Raw genomic sequence first — 18526 nt, 5'->3', positions numbered from 1 at the left:
GAGTCTGGCGCAATTTCTGTAATATTGTATTTATTCACATGACTTAAAAAAATGATTTCTGATATACCTCCGGCTTCTGAGTCCGTTGACATTTTAAAAATAATACTAACCATTTTCCTGGTTCTATTAAATGGTTTTTTCGTTGCTGCTGAATTTGCTATCGTTAAAGTTCGTTCCTCCCAGATTTCTACTACAAAAGGCGCCTCCCAAAAACTGGTCAATACGGCACGTATTGTCACCAATAATTTGGATAATTATCTGGCCGCAACCCAGTTAGGGGTTACGCTCGCTTCTCTAGGCCTGGGTTGGGTGGGAGAGAGCGTAATGACTGGCGTGGTGGTTAAGTTTTTCCATCTTTTCTCTGTGGATTTAAGCACGCCTACAGCCAGCAAAATTGCAATTGTCCTTGCATTTGTGCTGATTACTGTCCTGCATATTGTTTTCGGAGAGTTAGCCCCGAAATCTATCGCCATACGCAAGGCCCCGCAGACAACACTGCTGGTGGCTGTTCCGCTTCGGATATTCTACTTTATTTTCCGGCCCTTTATATTACTGTTGAATGCCATGGCAAACCTGATATTAAAGGCTTTTGGTATTTCTCCGGTCAAGGAACAGGATATCCATACCGAGGAGGAGATTAAAATGATTATCACGGAAAGTGAGGAAGGAGGAGCTATTGAAGATTCTGAAAGGGAATTGATTAATAACGTATTTGACTTTGACTCCAGAAGGGTTAGAGAGATTCTGACACACAGAAAGGATATCGTAGCGCTGGATATCGATGCCAGTTTTGATGAAATTGTCAATACGGTGGTCGCTGAAGGGTATTCCCGTTATCCGGTCTATAAAAACTCTCTGGACGAACTGGTGGGCATTTTGACCGTAAAAGATATTTTACAGTTCGTTAATGCAGGTAAGAATCGGGATATTAAAAAAATCCTGCGTCCGGTGTTCTATATTCCGGATTCTATGAAGATTAAAGATATTTTAAAGTCCTTTCAGAAAGATCACCTGCAGATTGCCGTTGTGACGGATGAGTATGGTGATCTGGCTGGTATTGTTACCATGGAGGATATCTTAGAAGAACTCGTAGGCGATATACAGGATGAACATGATGCAGAACTACCGATTGTAGTAGAGCAACCTGATGGTAGCTTTTTGGTGCAGTCTCACGAGACGCTGGAAGATATCAATGAATTCTTACCGAGGCCGTTCCCTCCGGATGGGGAGGATGATTATTCTACCTTATCCGGGCTGATTACCTTCAGACATGGCAGCGTTCCGGTGGAAGGGGAGGTGCTGCACCAGGATGGCTATGAAATCACCATTCTTAAAATGTACAGAAGTTCCGTTGAAAAGGTGCGCTTAAGATTACTCCCCGAGACCTCGCTGCCACAGGAAGAAGATAAATAGCAACAATGAAGCTAAGACCGGACTTTTTGCTGGTTCCAATATAATCCCGCATCAAAAAAGAACAGCAGTTCCATGGTACACATGACCAGAAACTGCTGTTCTTTTTTATTTACCATTTATGCTTTGGCAATGATGATTAGTTGATGACCACTTCGGAAATGGTACCGGGTCCCATTTTTTCATTTATCCTTTCAATGATTAACCCTTTTTGAAACATCAGTTCGTTTTTTAAAGGGCCGTTACTGGTGGTGATAAATAATTTTTGGTTGATAATTTGCAATTTAGTGGTGTATTTGGCAATAACTTCTCCCATGATTTCTTGCCAGACCTGTTCAATGGCAGCAGATTTCAGACCGTTTTTAAGACGGCTCTTTTGCATAAAATTTTTCATGGCATCGTTGATGGAAAATTCGGACATATCTTCTGATTTAATTATAAAGAATTAAAAAGGGGAGTAGATGATTGATTTAAATTGCGGGGACTGTCAAAATCTCTAGAAAAATGACGGAGTCTCAGCTGTTGAAAAAAGGCCTTGCTACCCGCCGAGGTTTTGGGAGGTGTCAGGCAGGGGAAATGCCTGCATCCGGGCGATATATTTTCCGATTACATCAAACTCCAGATTGACCAGGCTTCCGGAGCTAATCTGGCTGATGCCCGTATGTTCGTAGGTATAAGGAATGATCGCTACAGAAAACGCCCCGTCAGAGACATCAAAGCAGGTCAGACTGGTTCCGGAAACCGCAATAGAGCCTTTTTCTATGATCAGATGGTTGAATGCTTTAGGGAAGCTGAAACGATATAAATAACTGCCTTGTTCCGGTGTAACGGACAGACAGGTGCCTGTGGCATCCACATGCCCCTGTACGATATGTCCATCGAGTCGCCCACCTAATGTCATGCAGCGTTCCAGGTTTACTTTTTTTCCCGGCTGCCACTGACTGATATTGCTTTTGCGAATTGTTTCTTCAATGGCCGTTACCTGGTATTGGTCGCCTATTATCGATTCTACGGTAAGGCAAATGCCATCATGGCTGACACTTTGATCAACTTTGAGTTCAGCGGTAATGGAGGATTTAATCCAAAAGGATAAATTACCCCCGGTTGCTGCTACTGCCTGCACGGTTCCAACGGTTTCTACGATTCCTGTAAACATAACTGCAAAGTTAATTGAATTTAATGGCTTCCGAAAACCAAAAACGGCTGTACTGAAGTTGTATTTTACGGAGGGGCACTGTCCCTGTTCCCTGAATTTTATTAAATGACTGCATTTTCTCCTATTTTAATGGACTGACAGGAGATTAGGGGCTAAATAATGTCATAATATATTGATAGTCAATAAATAATTCATTGCCAGAACTAAAAAAATAAGGAATATTCTTTGTTAAATCCTGACATAAGGGTATCTTTGCGCATCTTTTAACCAAAAGGGGGTATATAAAATTATGTTGATTATTGATTCCAAAGATTGTGAGAACATCGATAAAGCGCTCAAAAAGTATAAAAAGAAATTTGAGAAAAGCAAGACGTTATTGCAATTAAGAGAGCGCCAGCACTTTACCAAACCGTCCGTTAAACGTCGTTTTGAAGTTCTGAAAGCAATCTATAAGCAAGACATTGCTTCTGGCAAGATCGAGAAATAATCTCGCAACCATTATCAATAACGATAAGATTTTAGCCTTAAAGTATTAACTTTAAGGCTAATTTTTTATGGGTCAGTCAACAATATACAAGGGGGCAGCCGCCAGAATACCTGTTTTAGCCCAGTTTCTGGATTATCTCAGTTTTGAGAAGCGCTATTCCGTGCATACGGTCAGCGCCTATGAAATGGATCTGGGCCAGTTTTTTGATTTCCTGGAGACCTCCTATACCGGGACTGATTTTACGGAGGTCAACACTGCCATGGTCCGTTCCTGGATGGTGGAACTCAAAAATAATTCAGCCCATCCCAATAATAATAAAACCCTGCACCGAAAGATTTCCTCTTTAAAATCTTTTTATAAATATTTGTTACGCAATCAGCTGGTGGATTCAACGCCGCTTACTGTCCTCAAACTGCCAAAAATAAGCAAAAGGCTGCCTACCTTTCTAAAGGAACAGGAAGCCGCTGAACTGACCAGTCCTTCCAGGATGGAAGGACTGGTGGAAACTGAGTTGCTGGACCAGCAAAAAAGAACAGCCCTGCTAAAAGGACCGGTCCTGTATGAGGGTGCAGCTATCACAGACGGTCAGCTCAACAGCAAAGGAGCCATTCAGGTCTGGAAAAAATATTTTAATGAATTTACCGGATATCTGACTATTTGTTTATTTTATCAATGTGGCATCAGACGCAGTGAATTGATTGAACTTAAGCAAAGGGATGTTGACTTTAGCTTACAACAAATTAAAGTATTAGGTAAAGGACAAAAGCAAAGACTGATCCCGGTGTCGCCTGAGCTGTTGGCGTTAATGCAGACCTATATTCAGCAGCAGGGGCAGATTGATACACTGTTGAAAAATAATCCGGCAGCGGTTTTATTAACGGATCATACAGGTAAACCGCTATATGCGAAAAAGGTATATAATATGGTACGCAGCCTGGTGGGTGAGGTGACGGATCTGAAGAAAAAAAGTCCCCATATTTTGCGTCATAGTTTTGCCACCCATCTATTGAATGCGGGCGCCGATCTGAGCGCTGTCAAAGAGTTGCTGGGACATGCAAGTCTTGCAGCGACTCAGGTTTATACCCATACAAATATTGAAAAACTTAAGGAAGTGTATAAAAAGGCTCATCCTAAATCATGACAAACAATACAGAAGTAAACCGTCATCGTCCAGATGTAAGCACTTTCAAAAGTGAAGCAGCATCCGGTAAAAGGCCTGAGGGCTTTTCCTGGAAAAGCAGAGGCCGGTCCTTTGGGTATGCTTTTAATGGACTGCTGCATGCCTTTAAAACGCAGCATAATATGTGGCTGCATAGTCTGGCTGCCATTATAGCGGTTTGTCTGGGCGGGATTTTACATATCAGTAAAACCCAGTGGGCGGTTATTTTGCTTTGCATCGCAGTGGTGTTTTCTCTGGAAATCGTCAATACCGCCATTGAAAGTCTGGCGGATTTTGTCCATCCGCAATTGCATCCTAAGATGGGACTCGTCAAGGATCTGGCGGCAGGCGCAGTCCTTATCGCGGCTGTCATAAGTTTTATTATCGGCTGTCTGATATTCTGGCCACCCCTGTGGGCATTAGTAAAGGGGTAGCAGATACTGCCTTACAAAAAAGCTCCTGTGGCTGATCAGAAAATCATGTAGGCAGTCAGGTATCACGGTTTTTCCAGCCCTGATTCAGACGGCTGATTGCAACTTACATCCTTTCATTCAATTAATCAAAATGGAAAATACCATCAAAGATACCTCCAGCGAAGATTTTGAATCCGGATATAGTGAGGTCAATGGGCTTAAAATGTATTTTGAAATATATGGGCAGGGCAAACCGCTTGTGTTAATACATGGAGGAGGATCGACCATTCAATCCTGTTTTGGCCGGATTATCCCGCTTTTACAGCAAAACAGAAAGGTGATTGCCCTTGAACTACAGGCCCACGGTAGAACCAGTGATAGAAATACGGAGCTTAGTTTTGAGCAGGATGCGGATGACGTGTTTGTATTGTTACAAAACCTGCAAATTACTAAAGCGGATTTTTTCGGCTTTAGTAACGGGGGGACCACCACTTTGCAGATTGCCATCCGTCACCCTGAAATAATGGATAAGATGATTTTAGCCTCTGCATTAGCCAGAAGAAACGGCGTTGTTCAATGGTTATGGGATTTTATGCCCCAGGCCAGCGTGGAAAATATGCCTGCAGCACTCAAAGAGGCGTATCTACAGGTGGCTGAAGATCCTAAAGGACTCCAGGTGATGCATGATAAAGATGCCCGGCGCATGATCGGCTTTAAAGATATCCCGGACCAGCAGATAGCCGCCATTCAGATGCCCGTTCTAATTATCAACGCAGATAAGGATATCATCACCCTGGAACATGCCCTTGAGCTGCATAGATGGATCGCAGGATCTTCACTGGCCATACTTCCTGGAGGTCATGGAGGATATATGGGTGAAATAACGACGCTTGAGACCGGCTTTACATCCGGACAGCTGACGGTTCTGCTGTTAGAAGATTTTTTAAATAAATAAAGGGCGGGCTGTTTTTCCCGGAAGTTATCAGGTGATTAGTTCGGGAACCCTGACTCCCTGCATAAGCAGGATCTCTTTACTTTTACACGCTCAGCTTAATTGATTTTTATTTTCTATTGCCCATTTTAGCAACGCGTTTTTTACGGGCGGAATGTCCAGCTTTTTAATGATATGGGCCCTGTGTGTCTCAACGGTTTTCTCAGATATAAATAACATGGAAGCAATTTCCCTGCTTGATTTTTGTTCACTGATGAGTTGCAGGATTTTCTTTTCAGAAAAAGTCAGTTGTTCTATAATCCCGCTATGGACGGATTTGCTACCCACATGCAGACTGGTATTTAACTGGTTGCTGAAGTAAGGCTCACCTTTGTGGACCGATTTTATGCATTCTTCTAACTCATCCAGTGCAAAATCCTTTAATAAGAAACCGCTGACGCCGATTTTTTTGGCAAAATTAAAAGTGGCAAGTTCCTTATCCAGCGTAAGCAGAATTACCTTTGTCGCCATTCTGGACTGAATGACTTTTGAAGCCACCTCAATACCGGTCATTCCGGGCATGCTGATATCCAAAATGGCGATACTGGGCCTTTTGGCCAGTATATTATTGAAGGCTTCAATTCCATTGGTACAGGCGGCGATTACGCGGTGGCCTTTTTGTTCTAAATAGGTTTTAATTCCCAGTAAAATGGCCGGGTGATCATCGGCCAGTAATACATCAGACATCGATAGGTACTTTAATTTTGATGAAGGTGCCGGTTGCCCCGGAGTGAATGGTGGCTTTGCCGTTTATGGCTCGGCTACGCTCTAAGATACTAAATAAACCAAAAGAGGCGCCACTATTTAAGGTAGAAGAAACATCGAAACCTTTTCCATTATCCCTTATGACGGCAATGAGATCACTGCCTTCCACCCGGGTCTGGATGTTGGCAGCCTGCGCCTGCGCATATTTAATGACATTATTTAATCCTTCCTGAAAAATTCTAAACAACTGTAGTTCTTTTTCCTTGCCGAGTTCTCCGTTATATTCCAGGTCCGTCGAAATGAATAAGGATTCCTTTTCCGATAGCTGCCGGCAGATATGATTGACGCTCTCTTTAAACCCAATCTGATCCAGCATAATCGGATGCACATTGCGGGAAATGACTCTGACTTCGTCCAGCAACCGGTCAATACTATTCACATCAATTTTCTCCCCATCCTTTACCTGGTGCTTTAGTAAGAGAATATTTTGACCCAGCCCGTCATGCAGATCTCTGGCAAGTCTGCTGCGCTCCGTTTCACTACGGGCAATCAGCCCTGTTGAGAACTGACGCTGTAAATCCGCTTCTTTCTTTTTGCGACGTAAACGGCCATAAGTAATGATAAATCCGGAAAATGCAACGCCTGCAATCAGAAGTGCCCCAAGAAGGCGATTATAAGCTGTTTTTTTGACGATTTGCTTTTGTTGGCTAAGGATGATGGTCTGCTTTTTCTGAAGCTCGTATTGCGTCCTTAATTGGGTGATATACTTATTATTGTCCTGACTGGCCAGGATATTACTGACAGAGTCATAGGATTTATAATACTGTAAGGCATCTTGTAGCCAGCCCCTTTTCTCGGCCACCATATACAGGTTAAAATAAGCGGCCTTGACCAGGATCAGGTTGCTCTGTTGCGAAAAAAGAGTAATTGCTTTTTTTACTTCTGAAATTTCAGGGGAAATATCCGCTTTGACCTCATTGTAGGCAGGAGTGGCGTATATAATATACATTAAACGCTGTTCTTCAGTGCCGATGGCGGCCAGCGGGGCCTTGCATAAATCAAAAAAATACAGGGCTTTTTTAAGGTTACCGCGCTCAAAATAGATTTCTCCCAGGTTGGTGTACAGAATAATTTCCACGCTGGGATTGCTGATACCTTTTTCTTTTAGCTTCAGGGCGTTTTCATAATGATAAAAGGCAGAATCCATCTTACTCAGATTGGCATAGGATCTGGCTAAGCTGACTTCTCCGATAAAAGCATACGCATCATTTTTTTGACGGATATAATAATCCAGGGAGAGTTTTTTTAGAGGTACGGCTTTCTGTTCCTCATCCATACTGGAATAGATGGCAGACAGGTTCCCGTAATTACCTATAATTGCCATGCTGTCCTTTAATTTCTCCGCAATTTTGATCGTCTTTAAATAATAATCTGCCGCCTTTTGAAAATCTCCTTTCTGATAGAAGACCTGGGCCAGTAAGGTATAATAAGATTTATTGATGGTATCATTAAAAGTCGGCAAAAAAGGGGTTAACGCATCTAAAGCCAGCTTGCCACTATCCACCTGTTGGTTAATATACAGGTAATAGGCAGCCTGGGATAATAAGGATTCGACCTGAATTTTCGGCTCATCAGCATGCCGTTCAAATTGTTGCTTATAAAAAGGCAGGACCGTACTATCCGGATGGGCGTAGGCAACATTAAATAAACTCCTGAATATATCGTGACTGAAATGCAGTTGCATCTGCCTGGAAAGACCCTCGTAATATGTTTCCAGTTTCGCGATTTTTTCAAATGGGTCTTTTTGTGCCGTGTCGATCTGGGCGAGTTCTTTAGTAATTTGTTCAATTTCAGCTGGCTGGCTCTTATTATCCTGTGGGGCAGGCTTACTGTTACAACCCCAGAACAGAATAATGACCGCCAGCATCATCCGGTAAAAAGGCATTATTCTTATGATAGCACTACTGAATTGTCCATATTTTCGGCCATAACGGCCTAGTAAACAAAAAGTAGGGGTTTCCCCTGATTGCCTGGAATAAAAGCACATAGTAGTTTTGCTTCAGAATTTAAATAAAGGCAGCGTTTGTGTAGTGCACCCTTATATTATAGAAAATAATATACTACTTTAAAATGCTGCTAAACAAAGGTAAGGGGTTACTGCTTTAAAACGAACAAATCTGATGTAGATCATCATGAAACAAGAATTTTCTGGCCCGGGTTAACATGCGCAACCAAATATTGCCCGGACTGAGCTGAATATGATAATCATGGTTATGCGAAAGGCCGCAACCAAAATTAACCGGAAGGTGTAACCTGATTAACTGGACTAGGAGCTGAATCTGGATGTGGATACGGGTACTTTAAGCAAAAAGTGAGATTTAAAACTTAAAGGTGAGTTACGGTGGTCATATTCGTTGACCGCCTCTCTTTAAGTATCGTTCCAGGTTTTCCCTCAATATGAAGCTGGAGGTAAAACAGACCAGGAAATCCTTTCAAACAGACAACCATAACTGACTGAACATAGTCCATCAAACCAAAACTATCATTACCTCAGGTTCTCTTAAAACAACAAAAACATAAAAAATCCGGCGGCCGGGCTGTAAAAAATAGACGGTCTTAGGCGGCTGTAAAAAAAATCCTTACATGAAAAAGAAACTTTTACTAAGTGCACTGCTGCTGGTCAGCGTGGTGACCCTCTCATGGGCACAGGAATATTTAAATCAGGACCAAACCCTTAGCTCGGGCAACTATGTTTATTTAGGTTTTAGCAACATAACCATTACGGTACCTCAAGGACAGATCGTTTCAATTACTTTCACGGGTGGTTATGGTGGCGGTAATTTAATCGTGGCCGGACAATTAACCATTAATAAAAGCGATCAGGATAATATGCAAATCGGGGGCAATCTGACGGTAGAGAGCGGGGGAGCGGTTAGCGTTAATGGAAATTTTACCACTTCTCAAAATGTTACCCTGAATACGAATTCCAGCCTTAGCGTGACCAAAAATTATGCATCCAATTTACCATATAATAGTGGAGAGTCTGTTCAATTACTGACGGGCAGTCAGCTGCTGATAGGCGGAAACGCTGCATTCAATGCCGGTCATTGTATCATCAATCAGGATGCTTTACTGAAAGCTGAAGGGGATTTAGAATTTGCTAATGCGTATAACGTCATCACGGGTGCCTTGAAAGTTGGAGGAACGCTGGGATTTAAAAACTCTCCTAATGAACTTCATTGTCCCGGCAGCATCGTAACAAAAAATCTGCTAAATGAAGCAGAGCGTAATCCGGACGCACTGTCCGGATCAGGGTTTATACAGGTGCTGGGTAGTTTTATCTCGAACAATCCATTAACCAGTGATGCAGCGATTGTTATTGATTATGATCCGAACCAGGGCGGCGGAGATATAGGAAGCGCTACCAGAGGCGTAATGAGTCCCTGTGCCACCACCTTATATGTAAAACTATCACAATTTACCTGCTCCTATAAAGCAAACAGTATCCAGGTAAGCTGGCAGACAGCTACCGAGCTAAACAATAAAGGTTTTTATATAGAGCGCAGCACGGACGGGATCCATTTTGAGGCTTTGGATTTTATAGTTAGCAAGGCTTTAAGTGGTAATAGCAGCGATCCGGTTGATTATAATTATTCGGATAAAGGGTACGGTATCAGTAATTATTACAGGCTAAAGCAGGTGGCGCTGGATGGCAGTATCACATATAGTACAGTGATTCATCAAAATGTACCAAACGCTTTAAATGCTGCAGCTACGGCTACTGACCAGGTTGTTGCTTACCCAAATCCGGCCGGCAGTTTTATTGACTTTAAAGTTACCGCAGGGGCCGTTCTTTTCCTGTATGATGCAAACGGACGGTTATTACGCCAAATTGCGTTAAACGCAGGCGTCAACCGAATCTCTTTATCCGGTATATCCAGCGGATTATATTATTACCGGTACGGAGCTCAGAAAGGGCGTTTTATCAAAAAGTAGCGCATTACCCATATCAGCCGATCCCTTCCCCGGTTATCTCGACGAACATTAAAAAAGATGCCAGCCTTTAAGTCATACAAACTCAAAGGCTGGCATCTTTTTATATAACAAAACGCTTGCTTAATAGCTCAGGTTACGCTTCTTCGCTGGTAAGTACCGCACGCAGATATTCCTTGTTCAGGCGCGCAATATTGGTGATGGAAATTCCCTTCGGACAGGTCGCTTCACAGGCGCCTGTTGCCGTACAGGAACCAAATCCTTCCTTATCCATCTGCGCCACCATTTCAATAACGCGGGTGCTTCTTTCCGGGTCCCCTTGAGGCAGCAGTGCCAGCTGGGAGACTTTAGCGCCTGCGAACAACATGGCAGAACTATTTTTGCAGGCAGCGACGCAAGCGCCGCAGCCGATACAGGCAGCAGCTGCAAAGGCGTCATCAGCAGATTTCTTATCAATGGGTATCGCATTGGCATCGGCTGCATTACCTGTATTTACGGAAATGTAACCACCTGCCTGGATGACTCTGTCAAAGGCCGATCTGTCCACCATCAGGTCTTTGATAACCGGGAAGGCTTTAGCTCTCCATGGTTCCACAATAATCGTATCCCCGTCCTGGAAAGCACGCATATGCAACTGACAGGTTGTGTTTTTTGCCCAAGGGCCATGAGGTTTACCGTCAATCACCATCGAGCAGGCTCCGCAGATACCTTCTCTGCAGTCGTGGTCAAAAGCGATAGGATCTTCTCCTTCCTCAATAAGTCTTTCATTGAGGACATCAAACATTTCAAGGAAAGACATTTCTGAAGAGATATTATCTACTTCATAGCTCTTAAATCCACCTTGAGCGTTTGTACCAGGCTGGCGCCATACCTTGAGCGTCAAATGCATATTGTAATGTTCCATAATGCCTATTTTGTATTTATCCTTTTACCGGGCCTTTGCTTTGCGACTTAGAATTGGTTCGTAAGGCATTGAACCGGCTCAGGTTCTCGTATTAAGTTATAATATTAAGATCGTGGACTGATGGGTATTTTTTAAGGGTATTTGCTTAAAAAATGCGAACCAGATCCCTTGGTGGCCGACTTTGCTTAAAGTTCCTATTACTTATAGTTCCGCTGCGTTGGCTGTATTTTTTCGTAAACCAATGGTTCTTTGTGTAGTTCCCACTCGCCGACTCCTTTGTATTCCCAGGCAGATACATACATGAACTTATCGTCATGTCTGAGAGCTTCTCCTTCCGGCGTCTGAGACTCTTCTCTAAAGTGACCACCGCAACTTTCTGCACGGTCCAAAGCGTCCAGACACATCAGTTCACCCAGTTCCAGAAAATCAGCCACACGGCCGGCTTTATCCAGTTCCGGATTGTATTCTTTGTCAGAACCCGGTACACGTAAATCTTTCCAGAATTCGGCTCTGAGTTCTCTGATTTCCTGAATGGCTTTTTTAAGACCGGCTTCGTTTCTGGCCATACCGCAGTATTCCCACATAATCTTACCCAGACGTTTATGGAAATGGTCTACGCTGTGTTTACCTTGGATACCCATGAGCAGATCAATTCTTTCTCTGACGGACTCTTCTGCTTTAGCAAAAGCGGGGTGGTCGGTTGCAATGGGTTTATTGTAAATTTCTCCCGCCAGGAAGTTGCCTAAAGTATAGGGAATCACAAAATAACCATCTGCCAGACCCTGCATCAGGGCTGAGGCCCCCAGGCGGTTGGCTCCATGGTCGCTGAAATTAGCCTCACCGAGGCAATACAGACCTTCTACGGAGGTCATGAGTTCATAGTCCACCCAGAGTCCGCCCATGGTGTAGTGGATGGCAGGATAGATACGCATCGGGATCTCGTAAGGATTTTCTCCGGTAATCTTTTCATACATGTCAAAGAGGTTACCGTATTTTTCCTTGACCACTTCCAGGCCATGGTGACGGATCACGTCAGCGGAAGGGTTTTCAATACCGTGTTTGCCACATTCAATGGTGCCATAACGGTTGATGGCTTCGGCAAAATCAAGGTAAACGGCCTGTTTGGTCGTTCCGACGCCATAACCGGCGTCACATCTTTCCTTGGCCGCTCTGGATGCCACATCGCGTGGTACCAGGTTACCAAAGGCAGGATATCTTCTTTCCAGATAATAGTCGCGTTCTTCTTCCGGAATCTGGCCAGCTTTTCTTTTATCGTCTTTTTGTTTAGGTACCCAGATTCTTCCGTCATTACGCAGGGATTCACTCATCAGTGTTAATTTGGACTGATGATCTCCGGTAACCGGGATACAGGTCGGGTGAATTTGGGTCATGCAGGGGTTGGCAAAATAAGCACCATGTCTGTGCGCCTTCCAGGCTGCGGTAACATTAGAACCCATGGCGTTGGTAGAGAGGAAGTATACGTTACCATAACCGCCGCTGCAGATAAGGACGGCATACCCGAAATGTCTTTCCAGTTCTCCGGTAATCAGGTTACGGGCGATGATACCTCTGGCCTTGCCGTCGATATTAACGACTTCTAGCATTTCATGGCGATCGTAGACTTTTACGTTACCCAGTGCCACCTGTCTTTCCAGGGCGCTATAGGCACCCAGCAAAAGCTGCTGGCCTGTCTGACCGGCAGCATAAAAGGTACGCTGTACCTGTACACCACCGAAAGAACGGTTGGACAGCAATCCGCCGTATTCTCTGGCAAAGGGAACCCCTTGGGCCACACATTGATCAATAATATTAGCACTGACTTCTGCCAGTCTGTAAACGTTGGAGTCTCTGGAGCGATAGTCGCCACCCTTTAAGGTGTCATAAAACAATCTGAATACAGAGTCACCATCATTTTGATAGTTTTTGGCCGCGTTAATCCCTCCCTGAGCCGCAATAGAGTGTGCTCTTCTGGGGGAATCCTGGAAACAAAATGTTTTTACTTTATAGCCCATCTCACCTAAGGAAGCTGCAGCACTGGCGCCGGCCAGGCCTGTACCAATCACGATGATTTCCAGCTTACGTTTATTGGCGGGGTTGACCAGTTTACAGTGGTCCTTGTATTCTGTCCACTTATTCTCTAATGGTCCTTTGGGTACTTTTGAGTCAAATGCCATGCTATAAATAGTTGTAATTATTATTTGATTGGTTTTACATACAAAAGAACCCGGCTTTTCAGGGGTTCTTTACCACTAGCTTAACTCAGCCAGCCAAAATAAAAACTCAGGGGCATCAGAGCGAATAATACAGGGACAATGATTGCAAAGCCGTGTCCGATGCAGGTGAGTAATTTGTTGTATTTATTATTGTGTACACCCAGGGAACGAAATGCGCTCTGGAAGCCGTGCATCAGATGATAGGCCAGGGCAATCAGTCCCAGTAGATATACGATTACAATCCAACCGACACTAAAAGTCACTTTCATGCGCTCATAGAGATTAATTTCTTCTCCCAGTAAAAATCCCTGATGAACACGGTTGGGCAACCAAAAATTAGATATATGCAGTACCAGGAAGATTAAAATGAGCGTGCCTAATAAAGCCATGGAACGGCTGTACCATTTAGATCCACGGTTGCCGTAACTTTTAGCATAACTGACCCCTCTTTTGGAACGATTGTTCATTTCCAGGATCAGCCCTTGAATAATATGAACGATTAAAAAGAAGAAAAGGCCGATTTCCAATATTCTGGGCACCCAGTTTCCACCCATAAAATGCGCTGCCTGGTTGAACATTTCTCCGCCGTCATTGGCAAAAACGCAGAGGTTCAGTCCGACATGTACAATTAAAAATAGAACGAGGAAAAGACCTGTGGCACCCATGGTAATTTTTCTGCCAACTGCGGAAGTTAATAACTTTTTAAAGCTCATATCACTTGTTTAGTCTTAAATAATTTCTGGTGCAAAACTACTAAACTAACAGCAGTTTTGCATCATAGAAAAAAAATATTTTTTACAATTGTCTGACAATTCACAAAATAATTGATTCAGATTAGAATTATCCTAATAATTAGTTCATTCGTAATGAGCTTATATCACAATTTTCCATCAAATCTGTCCCGGTTAGCCTGTCTGGATTGCATATTAACAATTAAGTCTTTGCAATGGGCTAAATAGTGTAAACTGTTGTTAGTTCAGCGGCTAACTGGCGGATAATAATCCGGCAGCCGCCTTATCAATAAACCAGTGTAATTCTCCTGAGGAGGGTCTGATGATCTGGCTGGGATATAAATCAGGCTGGTATTTGCCCTCTAATACTTCTTTTAACGCCTGTTGTTTTCCTGGACCTGCTACTAAGAAGGCAACCGCTCCGGCGTGATTGGCCACCGGATGTGTCAGCGTTATACGGTACATATCCTGCGCTTCCAGCCAGAAACTATCTACCCATTTTTTTGTTTCATGGATAATGGGCTGGTGTGGAAATAAAGATAAGGTATGCCCGTCATCGCCCATGCCCAGAATGACCAGGTCAATGCCCGCCGCTTTACCTTCATAAAAGCCGCGAAGCATTTTTTCATAGGCTGCCGCACTGTCGGCAGGTTCAATACCTTCGGTCTGGTAAAAATGAATCTGATCTTCCGAAACGGGAATGTGATTCAGTAAGGTTTCATAGCACATTTTGGCATTGCTTCTATCGTCATTAAATGGGACAAAACGCTCATCACCCATAAAAAAATGCCATTTAGACCAATCCGTCTTGTCTTTATAGGCTGCACTGGTCAGCAAAACGTGAAGTTTTTTGGGCGTACTGCCACCGGAAAGGGCAACGGAAAATTCTCCGGTCTGTTGGATTTTCTGATTGGCATAGCTCAGCAACCAGTTTGCGAAGTCCCGGCTTAACTGATCAATGTCCTCTGATTTGTGTATATGCATCATGATAAAATTGATTGCTCGTTTAGTATATTGTTTTTTATGCTTCCTGATTTTTTTTAGTGGCCACTTGTTTTACAAAATTATAGGTTTTTCCATGTTGCGTCAGCTGAAAAGCTGATTTATCCCTCATAAAATGGATATTTAGGTCGTATTTAGGTTGATTGATCTGGTCAGGGGCCGTCCAATAAGTACAAAGTGCGTCCTGACCTTTAGGATAAACGATCACTGTGTTGCCATCATTGAGCAGACTTATGGTCATTTTCAGCCGGTCGCAATAATATGTGCCCAAAAGTGGTGTTACTTCCCGGATGGCGGGGTGCCACTTATCAACAAAAGGAAGTTCCAACGTTTTATTTTGGGTCGCATGATAGAGGATATCCAGCATATCATTACGCTCAAATTGAGGGGATAAGCCGTTCAATAGGCAACAGATGGCGTATCCGGTCTTTGGAAAATAAAAAACGCCTCCGTGGTTAAAATACGTGTCTCCGCTATGGCCCGCGGCTAAGTCGTTATCCGGCCATAATGCACTTTCCAGGCCTAAACCAAACTGTCCTAAATGGCTACTGTCCGGATAATGAAAATCATCCATTAAAGCCAGGGTTTTTGCACTGACGAGTTTGCCGTGATATAAGCCCTGCATGAATGCTAATAAGTCTTCAGGGGTGGAAAGGATATCCCCCGCACCTTGTACGCTCGGTAAATAGATATCAGCGCTTTTTTGCCAACCTCCGCAGTAATAATAGCTTTCCCGGATTTTCAATGGCGTGTTATGCTTCATTTTTTCCAGTCGCCCGGCGGTGAGCGTATGAATTAGGCCTAGCCTGTCTGTTATCCGACGTTTTAAATTACTGTCAAAAGAACTGCCCGTACATTTTTCAATGATGGCTGCCAGTAGCCAATAGCCGCTATTATTGTATTCTGATGAGGCATTGGGCCTGAAATGCACCTGGGAGTGGCTGAGCATATGCAAAATGGAATCCTCCGGATTTTTGATGGGGTCTAGGAGCCACCCCAAATTAGTATGGAGTCTGCCATAATCGTAGTGAACGGTGGCGAACAGAGAATCCTGATTCAGGCTTTCTATTTTGTCTATTGTATAATCCGGCAGACCGCTTCTATGACGCAGCAGCATTTCAATACTAATACTGTCTGCACTTGGAAGGCCTGAAAAATATTTACTCAGTTTTGTATCAAGGCTTAGCTTTCCTTCCTCTATCAGCTGCATAATCATAACAGCCGTAAACATCTTACTGACGGATCCTGTCGTATAAACAAATGAAGGGTTTTCTTTATCCGGTTCTTTTTCCGGTATTTTCCCATTACCGGAAACATCCGGCGTTAAGGTTCTTTCATAAAGTATTTGGCCGTTTTGCTGTATGGCTACACTTCCGACAGCTAAGTGATTGGTGAAAATAAAATCCAATACCCCGTCCAGTTGTTTTATGGCTTCACTGGTTAAAGCGTTTTTGTTATTTACCCGTAAGCTGGATAAATCCTGGGCAAATAAGCAGGAGGCGCCCGGCAGCGTATTTAGAAGCTGTACCGTGATAACGATCAGAGACAGTAAAGCCCTTGGCAATCTGGCGCATTTGTTTATCAAAGCCCTTTTAATCATTCTGGAGGTAAGGAATGGAAAAATGTATAATCGCCTCTTCATATCTGCAATGTGTCCGCTTTAATCTAAAGCCTGAAGAATTGCCGGTCTGGTAAAAAACCACTGGGTTATGGAATGCCCTCAAAAACTATATAAAAGCCTGAGGATTTTTTGTCCTCAGGCTTTTTAAAGTAATTGATTTACTTATTCTTTTCTGTCTTTTTTCGGAGGCAGGGTGACCCAGGTTCTGCCATCTCTGGCAATCAGGGCTTCTGCATCTTCCGGACCCCATGAACCTGGTGCATAGTTCGGGAAATCTACCGGTGGCCGGCTTTCCCAGGTTTCCAGGATAGGAGCTACCACTTCCCAGGCAATCTCGACCTGGTCACCGCGCATGAACTGTGTGGCGTTGCCCATCATAGCATCCAACAGCAGTGTTTCATAGGCCTCCGGTTGAGGTTCGTCGTAGTTATCATTATAGCTGAATACCATATCCACAGGATTGAGCGACATGGTCTGGCCAGGCCTTTTGGCCTGGAATCTCAGCCGGATATCCATTTCCGGTTGAATAGAAATCGTTAGCCTGTTAGCCCTCCAGGTTTCAGAAGCTTCTGAGGGAAAGGCGTATTTAGGTGCTTCCTTGAACTGAATGGTGATCAGTGTTGTCTTTTCCATCAGGTGTTTACCGGTTCTGACATAAAAAGGCACGCCCTGCCAGCGCCAGTTATCAATATAGAATTTAACGGCAGCAAAAGTATCGGTGGCGCTTTCCGGGTTGACACCTTTTTCCTCTCTATAGGCTTTTTCCTTTTTGCCCTGCATCCATCCGCTGCCATACTGGCCACGAACGGCATATTTCTGTACTTCGTGTTTATTGATTTTACGGATGGCATTGAGCACATCTGATTTTTTATTGCGGATTTCATTGGCTTCGAAGGAAACCGGGGCTTCCATGGCCACCATACAAAGAACCTGCAATATATGGTTTTGTACCATATCTCTCAGGGCACCAGCCTGTTCATAGTAACCACCTCTGTCTTCAACACCCACGGTTTCTGCAGCGGTAATCTGGACATGGTCGATATAATTACAGTTCCAGATCGGTTCAAACAAGGCATTGGCAAAACGCAGCGCCAGGATATTTTGAACCGTCTCTTTTCCTAAGTAATGGTCAATACGATAAATCTGGTTTTCTTCAAATAATCCCGTCAGTAAACTATTGAGTTCTTTGGCGCTCTGCAGGTCATGTCCAAATGGTTTTTCAACGACGATGCGGGTATTTTTTTTGTCTTCTTTATTAATTTTAAGTTTACTGAGGTTGGTGGCAATCTCAGGTACCAGCTGAGGAGCTACGGCCAGATAAAACAGCACGCTGGGGTGTTCGCCCCAGGTTTTTTCGCAGTCATCAATGATCTTGGTGATGCCATTGTAATCTTCCGGTTTATCTGCGTCCATACGCAAATAAGAGATATGCTGCTGGAAATTCTCCCAGGTAGCATTTTTGTCATTTTTTCTTCTGGAGAATTCTTTGATGCCTTCCAGCAGATGTCCCCTGAATTTTTCATTGGAATAATCGGTACGCCCGGTGCCAATGATGGCAAAGTTTTCAGGCATAAAATCATCTATAAACAGATTGTATAATGCCGGGGTTAATTTGCGCTGGTTCAGATCACCACTACCGCCAAAAATAAATACGACGGTGGAAGAGGGCTTTTTATGATTATTATTCTTTTTAGCCATGCTTTTATGATTAAGATAAGGGCAGTTGAGCGGGGTTAATCTC

The 18526-nt window shown here is 43.6% G+C and carries 16 protein-coding genes; 6 read left to right on the top strand and 10 right to left on the bottom strand.

What is annotated here, in order from left to right:
• The first annotated feature begins 51 nt into the window (after window positions 1-51).
• Entirely contained in the window at window positions 52-1413 is a 1362-nt protein-coding gene (locus BLU80_RS10105; protein WP_091397546.1) for a hemolysin family protein, read from the top strand.
• 136 nt (window positions 1414-1549) lie between these two features.
• Here the strand turns inward: BLU80_RS10105 and BLU80_RS10100 are convergent, their stop codons facing one another.
• Together BLU80_RS10100 and BLU80_RS10095 are read right to left on the bottom strand one after the other, a co-directional pair.
• Window positions 1550-1831 (bottom strand): DciA family protein, encoded by a 282-nt coding sequence (locus BLU80_RS10100; protein ID WP_091397544.1) that lies wholly within the window; start codon window positions 1829-1831, stop codon window positions 1550-1552.
• 117 nt (window positions 1832-1948) lie between these two features.
• Complete coding sequence (locus BLU80_RS10095) at window positions 1949-2566, bottom strand: riboflavin synthase (protein WP_091397541.1); 618 nt, start codon at window positions 2564-2566, stop codon at window positions 1949-1951.
• Window positions 2567-2855: 289 nt separating this feature from the next.
• Between BLU80_RS10095 and rpsU the strand changes: the two genes are divergently transcribed.
• The 4 genes from rpsU (at window position 2856) to BLU80_RS10075 (ending at window position 5580) form a co-directional block, all read left to right on the top strand.
• Window positions 2856-3053: a 30S ribosomal protein S21 gene (gene rpsU, locus BLU80_RS10090; protein ID WP_091397539.1), complete on the top strand. Its 198-nt coding sequence runs from the start codon at window positions 2856-2858 to the stop codon at window positions 3051-3053.
• Window positions 3054-3120: 67 nt separating this feature from the next.
• On the top strand, window positions 3121-4194 hold the full coding sequence (locus tag BLU80_RS10085) for a tyrosine-type recombinase/integrase (RefSeq protein WP_091397535.1): 1074 nt from the start codon (window positions 3121-3123) through the stop codon (window positions 4192-4194).
• Window positions 4191-4646: a diacylglycerol kinase family protein gene (locus tag BLU80_RS10080; RefSeq protein ID WP_091397532.1), complete on the top strand. Its 456-nt coding sequence runs from the start codon at window positions 4191-4193 to the stop codon at window positions 4644-4646. Before BLU80_RS10085 ends, BLU80_RS10080 begins: the two co-directional genes overlap by 4 nt.
• Window positions 4647-4776: 130 nt before the next feature.
• Window positions 4777-5580 (top strand): alpha/beta fold hydrolase, encoded by an 804-nt coding sequence (locus tag BLU80_RS10075; protein ID WP_091397529.1) that lies wholly within the window; start codon window positions 4777-4779, stop codon window positions 5578-5580.
• Window positions 5581-5670: 90 nt separating this feature from the next.
• Here the strand turns inward: BLU80_RS10075 and BLU80_RS10070 are convergent, their stop codons facing one another.
• On the bottom strand, window positions 5671-6303 hold the full coding sequence (locus tag BLU80_RS10070) for a response regulator (protein ID WP_091397525.1): 633 nt from the start codon (window positions 6301-6303) through the stop codon (window positions 5671-5673).
• Window positions 6296-8368, bottom strand: coding sequence for a tetratricopeptide repeat-containing sensor histidine kinase (locus tag BLU80_RS10065; protein ID WP_091397521.1), 2073 nt, complete (start codon window positions 8366-8368; stop codon window positions 6296-6298). The genes BLU80_RS10070 and BLU80_RS10065 overlap by 8 nt, the downstream gene beginning before the upstream one ends.
• A gap of 596 nt (window positions 8369-8964) precedes the next feature.
• Here BLU80_RS10065 and BLU80_RS10060 point away from each other — a divergent pair.
• A complete protein-coding gene (locus tag BLU80_RS10060; protein WP_091397517.1) occupies window positions 8965-10317 on the top strand; it encodes a T9SS type A sorting domain-containing protein in 1353 nt (450 codons plus the stop codon).
• A gap of 133 nt (window positions 10318-10450) precedes the next feature.
• Here the strand turns inward: BLU80_RS10060 and BLU80_RS10055 are convergent, their stop codons facing one another.
• The 6 genes from BLU80_RS10055 to zwf form a co-directional block, all read right to left on the bottom strand.
• Window positions 10451-11218, bottom strand: a complete 768-nt coding sequence (locus BLU80_RS10055; RefSeq protein WP_091397514.1) for a succinate dehydrogenase/fumarate reductase iron-sulfur subunit — start codon at window positions 11216-11218, stop codon at window positions 10451-10453.
• Window positions 11219-11415: 197 nt separating this feature from the next.
• On the bottom strand, window positions 11416-13392 hold the full coding sequence (locus tag BLU80_RS10050; RefSeq protein ID WP_091397510.1) for a fumarate reductase/succinate dehydrogenase flavoprotein subunit: 1977 nt from the start codon (window positions 13390-13392) through the stop codon (window positions 11416-11418).
• An 80-nt stretch (window positions 13393-13472) separates the two neighbouring features.
• Complete coding sequence (locus tag BLU80_RS10045; protein ID WP_091397506.1) at window positions 13473-14144, bottom strand: succinate dehydrogenase cytochrome b subunit; 672 nt, start codon at window positions 14142-14144, stop codon at window positions 13473-13475.
• Between the two features lie 270 nt (window positions 14145-14414).
• Window positions 14415-15149: a 6-phosphogluconolactonase gene (gene pgl, locus BLU80_RS10040; protein WP_244518863.1), complete on the bottom strand. Its 735-nt coding sequence runs from the start codon at window positions 15147-15149 to the stop codon at window positions 14415-14417.
• 34 nt (window positions 15150-15183) lie between these two features.
• Window positions 15184-16749, bottom strand: coding sequence for a serine hydrolase domain-containing protein (locus tag BLU80_RS10035; RefSeq protein WP_170831200.1), 1566 nt, complete (start codon window positions 16747-16749; stop codon window positions 15184-15186).
• A gap of 198 nt (window positions 16750-16947) precedes the next feature.
• Window positions 16948-18483, bottom strand: a complete 1536-nt coding sequence (gene zwf / locus BLU80_RS10030; RefSeq protein ID WP_091397501.1) for a glucose-6-phosphate dehydrogenase — start codon at window positions 18481-18483, stop codon at window positions 16948-16950.
• Window positions 18484-18526: the final 43 nt, after the last annotated feature.

This window comes from Arachidicoccus rhizosphaerae (assembly GCF_900107765.1).
Lineage (GTDB): Bacteria > Bacteroidota > Bacteroidia > Chitinophagales > Chitinophagaceae > Arachidicoccus > Arachidicoccus rhizosphaerae.
This window is presented reverse-complemented; position numbering and strand designations above follow the sequence as displayed.

Excerpts from the sequence above, each read along its gene's own strand:
- BLU80_RS10080 (WP_091397532.1), top strand. The coding sequence starts at position 4,191 with ATGACAAACAATACAGAAGTAAACCGTCATCGTCCAGATGTAAGCACT.
- BLU80_RS10050 (WP_091397510.1), bottom strand. The coding sequence starts at position 13,392 with ATGGCATTTGACTCAAAAGTACCCAAAGGACCATTAGAGAATAAGTGG.
- BLU80_RS10070 (WP_091397525.1), bottom strand. The coding sequence starts at position 6,303 with ATGTCTGATGTATTACTGGCCGATGATCACCCGGCCATTTTACTGGGA.
- BLU80_RS10100 (WP_091397544.1), bottom strand. The coding sequence starts at position 1,831 with ATGTCCGAATTTTCCATCAACGATGCCATGAAAAATTTTATGCAAAAG.
- BLU80_RS10060 (WP_091397517.1), top strand. The coding sequence starts at position 8,965 with ATGAAAAAGAAACTTTTACTAAGTGCACTGCTGCTGGTCAGCGTGGTG.
- zwf (WP_091397501.1), bottom strand. The coding sequence starts at position 18,483 with ATGGCTAAAAAGAATAATAATCATAAAAAGCCCTCTTCCACCGTCGTA.
- BLU80_RS10055 (WP_091397514.1), bottom strand. The coding sequence starts at position 11,218 with ATGGAACATTACAATATGCATTTGACGCTCAAGGTATGGCGCCAGCCT.
- BLU80_RS10085 (WP_091397535.1), top strand. The coding sequence starts at position 3,121 with ATGGGTCAGTCAACAATATACAAGGGGGCAGCCGCCAGAATACCTGTT.
- BLU80_RS10065 (WP_091397521.1), bottom strand. The coding sequence starts at position 8,368 with ATGTGCTTTTATTCCAGGCAATCAGGGGAAACCCCTACTTTTTGTTTA.
- BLU80_RS10095 (WP_091397541.1), bottom strand. The coding sequence starts at position 2,566 with ATGTTTACAGGAATCGTAGAAACCGTTGGAACCGTGCAGGCAGTAGCA.
- rpsU (WP_091397539.1), top strand. The coding sequence starts at position 2,856 with ATGTTGATTATTGATTCCAAAGATTGTGAGAACATCGATAAAGCGCTC.
- pgl (WP_244518863.1), bottom strand. The coding sequence starts at position 15,149 with ATGATGCATATACACAAATCAGAGGACATTGATCAGTTAAGCCGGGAC.
- BLU80_RS10075 (WP_091397529.1), top strand. The coding sequence starts at position 4,777 with ATGGAAAATACCATCAAAGATACCTCCAGCGAAGATTTTGAATCCGGA.
- BLU80_RS10045 (WP_091397506.1), bottom strand. The coding sequence starts at position 14,144 with ATGAGCTTTAAAAAGTTATTAACTTCCGCAGTTGGCAGAAAAATTACC.
- BLU80_RS10105 (WP_091397546.1), top strand. The coding sequence starts at position 52 with ATGATTTCTGATATACCTCCGGCTTCTGAGTCCGTTGACATTTTAAAA.